This is a genomic window from Alistipes timonensis JC136, from assembly GCF_900107675.1.
In the GTDB taxonomy this organism is placed as follows: Bacteria; Bacteroidota; Bacteroidia; order Bacteroidales; family Rikenellaceae; genus Alistipes; species Alistipes timonensis.
Genome location: NZ_FNRI01000003.1, coordinates 58,767 through 70,931, shown reverse-complemented (window position 1 = coordinate 70,931; position 12,165 = coordinate 58,767). Strand labels below are relative to the sequence as shown.

Genomic DNA, 12,165 nt, shown 5'->3' with positions numbered 1-12,165 from the left:
CGAGTGTAATGCCAAACTTGTTTGAGCATTGCCGAGACGCATCCTGTATTCTGTAAATATACGAAAAGTCGGGCGCAATACAAATCCGATCGGATTTGGCCGGGGCGTATTTTCTGTTCCGGAAGGCGCAGCGGGCGCTTATTCCTTCTTTTCGAGCGTTGTGTCGACGCCCGAGCGGGAGAAGGTGCCTTCGTGCCAACCCTTGCCCTTCTCCGTGCGGTCGGCTTCGGTAAATTCCACGGTCACCACCTTTTCGGCGAATTCGCCACCGTTTTCCGGGCCGTCGATGTCGGTGAAGGTCAGCGTCGTTTGGCGGAAGGACCACTCCCTGCCCGAAAGTTCGTAGGAACCGTCGCTTTCCGACGTTACGGGGCTGGCGTCCTGGCTGCTGATCTCGATGCCTTTGATCGGGTTGCCCTCCCTGTCGGTCACCTTGCCTTTGATCTTGTAATCGAGGTACGGGGCGCCGTACATGTCGACCGTTCTTTTGTTTTCGCAGGCCGTTGCGAACCCGAGCAGCGATGCGGCTGCCAGCAGCAGTTTCTCTTTCATGACGCCTACATTTTGATTCCTCGAAATATAGCGTTTTTTTCGCGGTTCGCCAAATCCTTGCTATCTTTGCATGCAAATCGGAAAACAGATGAATCTTTCGGAATTCATACGCCGCCCGGCGTGCGAGGTGCGCATCGGCGGGGTTGCGATCGGCGGGAAACATCCCGTCGCCGTGCAGTCGATGACCAATACCGACACCAACGACACCGCCGCCAGCGTGGCGCAGATCGAACGCATCGACCGCGCCGGGGGGCACATCGTGCGTCTGACGGCTCAGGGCCGCCGCGAGGGAGAGAACCTCGGAAATATCGTCCGGCAGCTGCGTGCCGACGGTTTTCGGACGGCTGTGGTCGCCGACATTCATTTCGTGCCCGAGGTTGCGGCCGTCGCCGCGAAATACGTCGACAAGGTGCGCATCAATCCCGGCAACTACCGCACGGACCACGGCGAGTTCGAAGCGCTGATCGAACAGTGCCGCGAGCGGGGCGTCGCCCTGCGCATCGGCGTCAACCACGGGTCGCTGGCGAAGCGTGTCTTCGACGAGTGGGGCGACACGCCGCAGGGGATGGTCGTCTCGGCGATGGAGTTCCTGCGGGTCTGCCGCGAGCGGGATTTCGACCAGGTGGTCGTCTCGATGAAGTCGTCGAATACCCGTGTGATGGTTGCCGCCTACCGCCTTTTGGTCGAGGCGATGGATGCCGAGGATATGCATTACCCGATCCATCTGGGGGTCACCGAGGCCGGGAACGGCATCGAGGGGCGCGTGAAGAGCGCCGTGGGCATCGGGGCCCTGATGGCCGACGGCATCGGCGACACGATTCGCGTGTCGCTCACCGAGGCTCCCGAGAATGAGATTCCCGTGGCACGACTGCTCGCGGAGCATTTCGCCGAACGTCCGGGCCGCTTCGAGGTCCTGCATCCCGAACGCTATTCGCCGACCGAATACCGCCGCCGTTCGCGGGTGACGGAGCCCGTCGTGCACACCGAGCCGCTGGACGGGTTTCGTGTGATCGAGGCCCTGTCGGGCAATCCGACAGCCGAACTGCGCGCCGCGATCCTGAATCTCGATGTCCCCGACGAACCGGTCGTCGTAAAGCGTCGCTATGAAGAGTCCTCGTTGGAGACCCTCGCCGTGAAGGCCGCCGCCGACCTGGGGCCGCTGCTGCTCGACGGACTGGCCGACGGCATCTGGATCGACGCTCCGGGATTTTCCGAAGAGAGCATCCGCGAGATCGAGCTGATGATTCTGCAGGCGGCCCGCGTGCGCTTTTCGCGCACCGAATACATCGCCTGCCCGAGTTGCGGCCGTACGCTTTACGACATTGAAAAGACCCTCGCCGACATCAGGGCCCGCACGTCGCACCTGAAAAACCTGCGCATCGGCGTCATGGGCTGCATCGTCAACGGTCCCGGCGAAATGGCCGACGCCGACTACGGCTATGTGGGGGCCGGACCGGGCCGCATCACCCTCTACAAGGGGCGCGAGGTCGTCGAGCGCAACATCCCGCAGGAGGAGGCCCTCGACCGCCTGATCGAATTGATTCGGGCAAACGGCGACTGGCCCGCCTGAGAAGCCGCCCGCCTAAAAGGCGGGTTTCAGGGGGCGGGCGATTGCTCCGAAACGCTCTCCGTCCGGTTCTGCGCCCGCTTAAGAGGCGGGTTTCAGGGGCGAAGGAAAGTCATTCCGTTTCCCGCCCGGTTCTGCGCTACGGGCATTTTTAATTTTTAATTCTTAATTTTTAATTGTGTCGACCATCCTGCCACTCGCATACCTTCCTTCGGTGGAGTATTTCACGCATCTCCTGCGCGGCGGCTGCGTCGTGGACCTCGGCGAGCACTTCGTGAAGCGTTCCGAGCGCAACCGGACCCGGATACTGGCCGCCGACGGGGTGATGGAACTCACCGTCCACGTCCGCAATGCCAACCGTCCCCGCCAGCCGATGCGCGACATGCGTCTCGACTACTCCAAACGCTGGCAGCACCAGCATTGGGGGGCCTTGGTGGCCTCTTACAAGTCGTCGCCCTATTTCGACTTCTACGCCGAGCGGCTCGAACCCTTCTACCGCCGGCAGTGGGAATTTCTGGCCGATTACAACCTCTCCCTGCTCGACACGGTGTGCTCGCTGGCGAAGGTTCCGATGCCGGCGCTCTCCGAAAATTATGTCGACGCCGCTGCGGGCGACCTCGACCTGCGGCCCAAACACAGAGAGGGCCCGGCGTTCGTCGCCGAGCCCTATTTCCAGGTCTTCTCCGAGCGGATGCCTTTCGCTCCTAATTTATCGTTTGCGGACCTGCTGTTCGCCGAAGGACCTGCGTCCGTTTCGGTTTTAGCACGTTGCCGACAAGAATAGTCACGCTGTCGCGCAGTTCTCCCGCCACGGCTTTCACCTCGACCGTCCCCCTCATGGCCACCGAATCCGACCGGTACTGGAAGGGGGCGTATTCGGTCATGGCCAGCGTGTCGGCGCCCGCAATCAGCACGGGAACCCCGGCCGACGAATAGACGCGGAAAGCCTGCATGTCGTGGTCGCGCAGCCGGCGCCGTTTGTCGACGATGTGCAGCGTCGGTTCCTCCCGGTTCCACATCGCTTTATAAAGGTAATACGCATCCTTGCATTCGCGGCGGTTGAGCGTCACCAGTCCGGCGCCGTTGACCCCGTAGGGGCGGCGCGACGAGCCGTAGTCGAACATGTTGTCGATCCAGATGCCCCAGAACAGCGAATCGTTCTGCAGGTTTTTGGCATACTCCTCGTGGAAGCGCGTCTGCTTCTCCTCGGGCATCCAGTTCGAGCGCGGTTCGGCCTGCGCCGTGTAGCTCTTGTGCCCGATGAATCCGCTGCCCCCGTAACTTACCGCCGAGCGCAGGTGCGACCAGTTCTTCTGCAACTGGTTGCGCCACAGGATCACGTCGTCGGTCGAGCCGCGCCGCCATCCCACGTCCTGCCGCCAGACGATCAGGTCGGTGATGAAGTTGATGCCCCCGTTCTGGTCGCTCGAGGCCACCGTCGGACGCGACGGGTCGAGCGCATGGGCTGCGTCGTTCAGCCGTTTGAGGTAGGGCGTCACGTCGTCGCCCCGGGGCCAGAGCCGCGAGAAGATGCCCCACATCACCACCGAAGGGTGGTTGATATTCTGGGCGATGATCTCCTGCAACTGCTCCATCCCGTTCTGCTCGAAGGCCGGCATGGCGTAATAGGCCACGTCGCCCAGGAACGACGAGCGGTGCAGCGGCGTGTCGACCCAGACCAGCATGCCCTGCTCGTCGCAGCGGTCGTAAAGGTACTGCGCATGCGGTATCACCGCCGAACGCAGGGCGTTGGCCCCGAGTGTGCGGATCTGCCGCAGGTCGGCGTCGTAATCCTCCGGCGCCAGCGTGCCGCCCGAAAGGGCGTTGTCGTGGTAGAGCGTCACGCCGTGTACGGGAATCCGCTCGCCGTTGATCGTCAGCCCGTCGGCCGTGCTGGCGGCTATCGCGCGGAAGCCCGTGCGGACCGTGACGCTGTCGGTCACGGTCTCGTCGCCGATCGTGGCCGTCACGGTGTAGAGCGCCGGCCGGTCGGGGCTCCAGAGCGCGGGATTCTCGATGGTGAAAGGTACGACGACGGGTTTGCCGTCGAGTTTTGCCCGCTGGCGTTTGGTGTAGGTGCGGACGCCGTCAGGGTCCGTGATTGCCACGTTCAGCATGCAGGAGTTGTCGCCTTTCGAGGTGATGTGCACCTCGACTTCACCCTCGACCTTCTCGGGCGTCACGCTCTGCTGCCGTACGAGCACGCCCTCCGAACCGAGGTAGAGCGGCGATATGGCCGTGCGTTCGGTGAGAATCAGTTCGGCTTCGCGGTAGATGCCTCCGTAGAGGTTCATGTCGGTCGAGGTGGGCAGCACGTCGTCGCGGTAGCTGTTGCTGACCACCACGAGCATGGCGTTGTCGGTTCCGAACCGGACCTTGTCGGTGATCTCGAAGGTGAATGCCGTGGCGCCGCCGCGGTGCGTGCCGACGTAGTTGCCGTTGACGAAGAGGTCGGCCACCGACTGCACGCCGTAGAACTTTACGAACAGGCGTTTCGAGGCCCATTCGACGGGCAGGTACATGCCGTTCTGGTAGTTGCCCGTGGTTTCGAGCCAATAGCCCTGGGCCAGCGGATCGGTGTTCCAACTGTGGGGCAGGGTGACGTGGCGGGCGTTGTCGGAGGTCTTCTCCGATTTGAAGAAGAAGCGCCAGCCTTCGTTGATCGGGAAGACCTCGCGGGCGCGGGCCGTCGAGACGAGACCCGTGAGCAGCAGCAGGATCGCTATGTATCGTTTCATGGCAGGCTGTTTTTAATGTTCTTGTGCAAAGATAATACAAACCGGGCACAAACCCAAACGGATGGGATTTTACGCCCGGCAGGCCCTTTTGGGGCGGGGACAAAAAAATGGCGGACCGCGCCTCTTCGGTCCGCCAAAAAGCAGAGGATGTATGTGAAACTTGTTAACTAAAAAACAACTCCTTGGGTGCCATCCCCTGCGGAGGGAATTGCCTTTCGCAGCCGGTATCGCCACACCAGGCGATACCGATCTGCGGAAAGGGGCTTAGTGCTTGACGGTCACGGTGATCGTTTGGGTCGTCTTGCTGCCGTACTGATAAGTGAAGGTAGCTTTCAGGGTAACCGTGAAGTCGAGCTGCAACAGAGCGCTGTTGTTCTTGTAAACCAGCTTGTTGTCGTTGACTTCGAGCAGGTCGAGCTTCGTTTCGCTCTTGTCCGAGTTCTCGGCTTTGAGAACCTCGAACGTGATACCGGCGCTTGCCGTATTGCCCGACGTTGCCTTAAATACCTCGTAAGCGGTGTCGTCGCCATTTACCACGACGGCTTTCCATACTTTTGCCTTCGAGTCGTATTCGATCCACTTCTTGCCGTTCGCGTCGATGAAATCCAGGTTCTCGAATAGGTTGATCTCGGTCTCTTCGTTGGCAACGTATTTCGTTTCGATGCCCTTCGTCTGAGCCAGCGTTGCGATCGGGGTCTGGATGCGTACGCGGAGCTCTTTTGCGCCTACCTGGATATTCGTGCCCTTGATTTTGATGATGGCCTTCAAGTCGACGTAGTCGCGGGTAGCGTTCGTCCAGTCGAGTTTGTCGCCGTCGATTGCAGCATATTTCGCCGTCACGTCGTTTTTGCCGGCTTCGTTCTTGCCGTCTACCGATACTTTCTCGTAGGAGATCTCCACGGGAGTCGCCCCGGTCGGTGTAACGATATTGAAGTATGCAGGCAGGTCGGCGTTGTCCCATGCCCATACGAAGCTGTCGTTGACCTTGCCGGCGAGGATAACCGTCTTCTTGCCGCTTTCATCGATTACATACTGCGTGTTGTAGTTCAGTTCGTATGCGGGGAGTTCTACCGTGGTCGTTACAGTAGCCTTGATCTTCTGGCCATACCAGGTTTCGCGCTCGTAGGTCTGTACGAAGATGTTGCCGGCAGCCTTGATGTCGCCCGATACGATCTGGGCCTCGATGCCCTTCGCGGCATTTACTTCGATATAGGTTCCGTCGGGGTTGTTCTGCGGGATCAACTCGCCGTTCTCGTCCTCGGCGTCGGTGTAACGCATGTTGCTTGCACTTGCATCCTTGCTGGAGGTCGTTGCTGCCGAGGCGAACTCAGCGGCATCTTTGAAGTAACCGGCGGCAACCTTCTTGTAGAGGTCAGCCCAGCTGATCGTCTTCGTAATGTCGTTGTAGCCGATGGTCTGCTCGATGCTCAGCTCGACATGCTGGGGAATCGCGCCGAATTCGATCGTACCGGTCAGCGTGTAGTCGATGTTTTCGTGCGTGTAGACGTACTCTACGGTGTAGGTATTGCCCCATGCGTATTTGCCTGCGGGCAGGGTTACCTTGGTTCCGTTGGCAATCTGGCCGACGAACGGCTCGAATGCGACGTCGACAGATGCAGTGACGTCCTTGCCTTTGGCATCCGTGATCTTCTTCACCGGAGTCTCGCTGAGAATGTCGATTACCGTAACACCTGCGGGCAGTTTGCCGCCGAGCGTCATGGCTACTTCGCCGAATACATCGGCATTGATCGCAGGAGCAACCTCGGTCGTGTTTCCGCCTTCGTTGACGAACTGGTAGGTCCACTCTTTGTTGAGTTTGCCGAAGTCGATCGTCGTGCCTTTCTGGTTGGCAATCTGATAGGTCGTCTGGTTGTTTACGGTCGCCGTCGTGGCTTTGCCGGTGACAGCCATCGTCCAGGTGTGTGCGAATACGGCCTTCGATTTCACGTCGGAGGATTTGGCCTCTGCGCGGAACTCCACCGTGGCGAGCTTGTCGTTCCAGCTCAGTTTGTCGGTGACGCTCTTGAGGATGAACTTGTTGATGGCGTCTCCCGTGACTGCTGCGTCCGAAGGATCCGTATAGGTGACCTTGGCCTTATAAGCACTGACCGATACCCTTTGACCGAGGATGTTCGAAACCTCGTCCAGCGACAGGAAGTTGTCGCCGTCGAGCGATGCCTTCAGCTCCACGTCTTTCAGCAGGGTTGCCTTGCTCTCAGCCACCGTCGAGTTGAACGGCATCATGATCGTCTCGTCATTGTAAACTTCGCCGTCTTTGTAAAGAGCGAAGGTTACCTCCTTGGCGGTATTCGAGTAAATGACACCGGCGAAATCCGACAGAACGTCGTTGGTGACGCCCGAAACGGCCTCTTCTTCACCGTCTTCTGCAGGAGCCTTGGTCTGGCTCTGGATCGAGAGCGCCAGGGCGACGCTCTTGTTGTTGTCTGCCAGAGCGTCCATCGTCTCTTTGTCGGCGGCGATCGTAACGGAGAATTTGCCGTTCTCGCCAGCCTGGAAGCCCGTGACGGCGACAGGAGCCGGTGCCGGTTCTGCGGCGCGGGTAGCGATCACTTTCTCCGAAACCATCGAGAGGCAGGCGGGGTTCTTGGCATAGATGGCGGCGACTGCGTCGAGCGCCTTGGCGGGAGTAACGCGGTAGGTCAGCGTAGCGATGCCTTTCTCCAGTTCCGTGTTACCTACCTTGTAGGCAGCCATTGCGACCTGTCCGTCCAATGCTTCGGGAACGTATACCAACGACTGAATCTGGGCGATCAGGGCGTCCACATCCGAGCGCAGGCTCTTGATGGCTGCGTCATAGTTGTCGAATTTCTCTTTCAGGCCGGCCTGCTCCAGGAAACCTTCGGAAGAGATCATTTCGGCAATACCGGCGGCCAGTTTGCCGTTCTCCTTTTTCAGGAGTTCGGCTGCGGCCTCGTCCAGCGATCCGCGGAAATCGTCCGTGGTCATATACTGATTCATCTGGGTGCCGAACTCGGCGCCCAGCAGGTTTTTGATGGCCGTTTTGATCTCCTTGGCCGTAGGGTCGATCTGTCCCAGGATCGTATTTATGATCTGAGTCTGCTGCACCGCGGTGTATTCGCTGCCGGCCAGATACTCCTTGACGGCCTTGCCGATGTTCGACTCGATCTCGCCCCACGTGTCGAGCGCTTTGATCTGGGCGTCGAAAATGTTCTTTACATCCTGCGTGCTCATTCCCTCGGGAATCAGTGCTTTGACGTCCTCGGCGGTCTGATATCCGAGGTCTTTGACCATCTTGTTGAGTTCGGCATCCTTTACGAAATCGTCGAAATTGATGCCTTCGAGTTTCTGTTGGAGCGAGCTGAGCGCTGAGGCGTCGGCTTTGAGCTCGATTTTGCCCTTCAGGTCGTCGATCTGACCTTTCAGGTCGTTGATGTCGTCGTCGTAGTCCTTACAGCCGACGGCACCGAGCAGTGTTCCGGTCAGGAACACTGCCAGAAATTTTCTGAATAAGTTGTTTTTCATAGTACGAAAGATTGAAATGAAGATGTGTTTTGCATGTAATTTTCAATTTGTTACTCATTTGCGACGCTGACTTATGGTATCATATATGATACGCATGGTGCAAATATATATATAAAAATTTGCACAGCAAAATTTTTGTCCAAATTTTTAAAATGGGAATGGATTACCAAGATGAAATCCGGTATATCTCTGCGAGGATCAAAGAGTTGAGGAAAGAGCGTATGCTGACCGTACAGGAGTTGGCATACCGGTGCGACATGGAAAGATCCAATTTGAGCCGTATCGAGGCGGGGCGGACCAATCTGACCATAAAAACCATGTGTATCATCTGTAACGCGCTGAATATTACCTTGCGCGACGTGATACGCTGAGGATTGACACCTATATTTATATACTTACATATACTTGTCTCCAAATCGTCCTTTATGTGCTTTTTTTGGGCTGTTTCGGTAAAATGTGTATCTTTACGGACACAAATTGAAAGCTGTTTTTGAACGCTGTTGATCTGATCGTATGTCTTGTGCTGGTGCTGGCCGTCTGGAACGGGTGGCGTCAGGGCTTCATTTTGCAGGTATGCTCCCTGGCGGGCATCGTTGCGGGCATCTGGCTTGCGGCACGGTTCGGCACGCAGGTCGGCGAATGGCTGCAGTTGGAGCCCGACATCGCCTCCGCGGGCGGGTTCGTCACGGTGCTCATTGCGGTCATCCTCGTCGTTGCCATCGCCGGGCGGCTGGTGCGCAGGCTGTTCCATTTCGCGGGGTTCGGCATTGCCGATACGCTGTTGGGCATTGCGGTCTCGGTGCTGAAATACCTGCTCGTGCTGAGCGCCCTCTTTTCGGCGTTCGACACGCTGAACGCCGATTATACCCTCGTGAGTCCGGAGACGATCGAAAAGTCGAAAAGTTACAAACCTGTCATGCGCCTTTCGGAAGCCGTGTTCCCGTTCTTGGAGTGGGTCGGCGAACAGGTGCCGGGGCCGGATGAAAACACTCCTTCCGATGGAGAATAGGTTTACGGCCACCGTGGTCCGGGCGACCGGCAGTTGGTACGACGTTCTGCACGACGGCGTGACGCTGCGTTGCCGCATCCGGGGCAAACTGCGCCTGAAGGGCGTGCGGTCGACCAATCCCGTGGTCGTGGGCGACGAAGTGGTATGCGAGTCCGAGGGCGGCGACTGCGTGATCGTGGACATCGAGCCGCGCCGCAACTACGTGATCCGCCGGGCTTCGAACCTCTCCAAAGAGTCGCACATCATCGCCGCCAATGTCGATCAGGCGTTGCTGATGGTGACGCTGCGTTCGCCCGAGACGCCCAAGGAGTTCGCGGACCGTTTTCTGGTGACCTGCGAAGCCTACAAGGTTCCGGCTACGATTCTGCTTTCGAAGATCGACCTGCAGGATGCGGAGACTGTCGCGGGGTTTCGCGCGGTGTACGAAGGGGCCGGTTACCGGGTGCTGGAGGTCTCCGCGAAGGAGGGACGCGGCGTGGAAGAGGTCCGGGAGTTGCTGGCGGGGCGTACGACGCTCGTGTCGGGCAACTCGGGCGTCGGCAAGTCGACGCTGATCCAGGCCATCGACCCCTCGCTGGACATCCGCACGGGCGAGATATCCGACAGCCACCACAAAGGGCGCCATACCACGACTTTCTCGACGATGTACCCCCTGGCTGAAGGCGGGGCGGTGATCGACACCCCGGGTATCAAAGGGTTCGGGCTGTTGGACATCGACGATGCCGAACTCTGGCACTATTTTCCGGAGATGATGCGCGTGGCGCCGGGCTGCCGGTTCTACAACTGCACGCACACCCACGAGCCGGGCTGTGCGGTGGTCGAAGCGGTCGAAGCGGGGGAGATCGCGTGGTCGCGTTACGAAAGCTACCTGAAAATTCTCGACGATGATGAAAAATACCGCAAATAACGCTTTGACGGAGTTCGGCTCCGAATCGGGACCCTGCTGGGAGCGTATCGCCTGCCTCCGGGAGTTCATGATGCCCGAACGCTACGAGGTGCTGCGGAAGACGGTCGGCATGCGGACCCGCTACATGACCGTGCTGGCCGAGAACATGTATCACGGGCAGAACGCCGCGGCGCTGATCCGCCACTGCGAAGCGTTCGGGGTGCAGGAGATGCACACCGTCGAGGCCTTGTGTTCCTTCGAGCCCAATCCCGACATTGCGCGCGGCGCCGAGCGGTGGGTCGATGTCCGGCAGCACCCCTCGACGGCGGAGGCCATCGCCGCGCTCCGCGGGGCGGGTTACCGCATCGTGGCCACCACGCCCCACCGCGAGGATGTGACGCCCGAAACTTTCGACGTGGCGCGGGGGCCTTTCGCGCTGGTTTTCGGCACGGAGCATGCCGGAATTTCCGACGAGGTGATCGCTTCGGCCGACGAATTTCTGCGCATTCCGATGTGCGGCATGGTCGAGAGTCTGAACGTCTCGGCTTCGGCAGCCATTCTGATTTATATGCTTTCCGAACGCATACGCCTCACGGTCGACGGCTGGCGGATGACCCCCGCCGAACAGGCCGAAGTGCTCGACGGCTGGATGCGCGCCAGCGTGAAGGACGCCGAGGCGATACTTATACGGAAATTCGGTGAAAATGAATAACATTTTACGCAAACAATTCCTCGCGCATGTCGCCCAGACATCGCCGTCGCCGATGCTGGTGGAGGTCGCGCGCGCCGAGGGTTCGTTTTTCTATACGCCCGGCGGGAAACGTTATTTCGACCTGGTGGCGGGCGTGTCGGTGAGCAATGTCGGCCATGCCAATCCCGCGGTGGTGCGGGCCGTGCAGGAGCAGGCTGCGCGCTATATGCACGTGATGGTCTATGGTGAACTGGTCGAGACCCCGCAGGTGGAGTACGCCGCGAAGATCGCGTCGCTGCTGCCTGCGCCGCTCGAAAGCGTCTACTTTGTCAACTCGGGCGCCGAGGCGGTCGAGGGGGCCCTCAAATTGGCCAAACGCTATACCGGGCGTACCGAGATGATCTCCATGCGCCGCGCTTACCACGGTTCGACGCACGGGGCCATGAGCGTGATGGGCGCTCCCGAAGGCGAGGAGTGGAAAGGGGCGTTCCGGCCCCTGCTGCCCGATGTGCAGGCCATTGCGTTCAACGATTTCGATGATTTGAAGCGTATCACGCGCCGCACGGCCTGCGTGCTTGCCGAACCCGTGCAGGGCGAGGCGGGCGTCCGGCCGCCGCAGCCGGGGTATCTGGAGGCCCTGCGGCGGCGTTGCGACGAGGTGGGGGCGCTGCTTGTTTTCGACGAGATACAGACCGGCATGGGCCGCACGGGCGAACTGTTCGCCATGCTCAGATACGGCGTCACGCCCGACATCGTCTGTCTGGCCAAAGCCTTCGGCGGCGGCATGCCTTTGGGGGCGTTCGTTTCGAGCCGCGAAATTATGGACACCTTGCAGGAAAACCCCGTGCTGGGGCATATCACCACCTTCGGCGGCCATCCGGTCTGCTGTGCGGCCGGTCTGGCGGCGCTGAACTACCTGCTGGACAACCGGGTGGTCGAAACCGTCGAGGCGAAGGGAGCGTTGTACGAATCGCTGCTCGCCGGCCATCCCGCCGTGCGGGAGATTCGCCGCTCGGGACTGCTGCTGGCCGTCGAGCTGGGTGAACCGGCGAAACTCTACCGCATCATGGAACTGTTCAAAGAGGCGGGCATCCTGAGCGACTGGTTCCTGTTCTGCGACACGGCGTTCCGCATCTCGCCGCCGCTTACGATCTCCGACGAAGAGGTCCGCGAAAGCGCGGCGATTATCCGGGATTGTCTGGATCGGGTCTGAAAAAG

At 59.7% G+C, this 12,165-nt stretch carries 10 protein-coding genes; 7 read left to right on the top strand and 3 right to left on the bottom strand.

Features of this window, described 5'->3' with window-relative positions:
- Positions 1-138: 138 nt before the first annotated feature.
- Positions 139-552 carry a radical SAM-associated putative lipoprotein gene (locus BLU78_RS04790; protein WP_010261288.1) on the bottom strand — a complete coding sequence of 138 codons (414 nt, stop codon included), beginning with the start codon at positions 550-552 and terminating at the stop codon, positions 139-141.
- A gap of 88 nt (positions 553-640) precedes the next feature.
- Here BLU78_RS04790 and ispG point away from each other — a divergent pair, with 88 nt between their 5' ends.
- A complete protein-coding gene (gene ispG / locus BLU78_RS04785; protein WP_020692095.1) occupies positions 641-2,122 on the top strand; it encodes a (E)-4-hydroxy-3-methylbut-2-enyl-diphosphate synthase in 1,482 nt (493 codons plus the stop codon).
- 175 nt (positions 2,123-2,297) lie between these two features.
- Positions 2,298-2,903 (top strand): WbqC family protein, encoded by a 606-nt coding sequence (locus tag BLU78_RS04780; protein ID WP_231290777.1) that lies wholly within the window; start codon positions 2,298-2,300, stop codon positions 2,901-2,903.
- Here BLU78_RS04780 and BLU78_RS04775 read toward each other — a convergent pair.
- Together BLU78_RS04775 and BLU78_RS04770 are read right to left on the bottom strand one after the other, a co-directional pair.
- On the bottom strand, positions 2,824-4,857 hold the full coding sequence (locus BLU78_RS04775) for a glycoside hydrolase family 2 protein (protein WP_010261279.1): 2,034 nt from the start codon (positions 4,855-4,857) through the stop codon (positions 2,824-2,826). The genes BLU78_RS04780 and BLU78_RS04775 overlap by 80 nt on opposite strands.
- A 264-nt stretch (positions 4,858-5,121) precedes the next feature.
- Positions 5,122-8,361 carry a hypothetical protein gene (locus BLU78_RS04770; protein ID WP_026020677.1) on the bottom strand — a complete coding sequence of 1,080 codons (3,240 nt, stop codon included), beginning with the start codon at positions 8,359-8,361 and terminating at the stop codon, positions 5,122-5,124.
- A gap of 152 nt (positions 8,362-8,513) precedes the next feature.
- On the opposite strand from BLU78_RS04770, the gene BLU78_RS04765 reads away from it, so the two are divergent.
- The 5 genes from BLU78_RS04765 to BLU78_RS04745 all read left to right on the top strand — a co-directional run bounded on the left by BLU78_RS04765 (position 8,514) and on the right by BLU78_RS04745 (position 12,160).
- Positions 8,514-8,732 (top strand): helix-turn-helix domain-containing protein, encoded by a 219-nt coding sequence (locus tag BLU78_RS04765; RefSeq protein WP_052306687.1) that lies wholly within the window; start codon positions 8,514-8,516, stop codon positions 8,730-8,732.
- A gap of 119 nt (positions 8,733-8,851) precedes the next feature.
- Positions 8,852-9,370 carry a CvpA family protein gene (locus BLU78_RS04760; RefSeq protein WP_010261271.1) on the top strand — a complete coding sequence of 173 codons (519 nt, stop codon included), beginning with the start codon at positions 8,852-8,854 and terminating at the stop codon, positions 9,368-9,370.
- Positions 9,360-10,277, top strand: a complete 918-nt coding sequence (gene rsgA / locus BLU78_RS04755; RefSeq protein WP_010261269.1) for a ribosome small subunit-dependent GTPase A — start codon at positions 9,360-9,362, stop codon at positions 10,275-10,277. Before BLU78_RS04760 ends, rsgA begins: the two co-directional genes overlap by 11 nt.
- Positions 10,258-10,968 (top strand): TrmH family RNA methyltransferase, encoded by a 711-nt coding sequence (locus BLU78_RS04750; protein WP_026020676.1) that lies wholly within the window; start codon positions 10,258-10,260, stop codon positions 10,966-10,968. The genes rsgA and BLU78_RS04750 overlap by 20 nt, the downstream gene beginning before the upstream one ends.
- A complete protein-coding gene (locus BLU78_RS04745) occupies positions 10,961-12,160 on the top strand; it encodes an aspartate aminotransferase family protein (RefSeq protein WP_010261266.1) in 1,200 nt (399 codons plus the stop codon). The genes BLU78_RS04750 and BLU78_RS04745 overlap by 8 nt, the downstream gene beginning before the upstream one ends.
- The last annotated feature ends 5 nt before the right edge of the window (positions 12,161-12,165 follow it).

Coding starts and splice junctions, on each gene's coding strand:
- BLU78_RS04790 (WP_010261288.1), bottom strand. CDS start 552: ATGAAAGAGAAACTGCTGCTGGCAGCCGCATCGCTGCTCGGGTTCGCA.
- ispG (WP_020692095.1), top strand. CDS start 641: ATGAATCTTTCGGAATTCATACGCCGCCCGGCGTGCGAGGTGCGCATC.
- BLU78_RS04775 (WP_010261279.1), bottom strand. CDS start 4,857: ATGAAACGATACATAGCGATCCTGCTGCTGCTCACGGGTCTCGTCTCG.
- BLU78_RS04770 (WP_026020677.1), bottom strand. CDS start 8,361: ATGAAAAACAACTTATTCAGAAAATTTCTGGCAGTGTTCCTGACCGGA.
- BLU78_RS04765 (WP_052306687.1), top strand. CDS start 8,514: ATGGGAATGGATTACCAAGATGAAATCCGGTATATCTCTGCGAGGATC.
- rsgA (WP_010261269.1), top strand. CDS start 9,360: ATGGAGAATAGGTTTACGGCCACCGTGGTCCGGGCGACCGGCAGTTGG.
- BLU78_RS04750 (WP_026020676.1), top strand. CDS start 10,258: ATGAAAAATACCGCAAATAACGCTTTGACGGAGTTCGGCTCCGAATCG.
- BLU78_RS04745 (WP_010261266.1), top strand. CDS start 10,961: ATGAATAACATTTTACGCAAACAATTCCTCGCGCATGTCGCCCAGACA.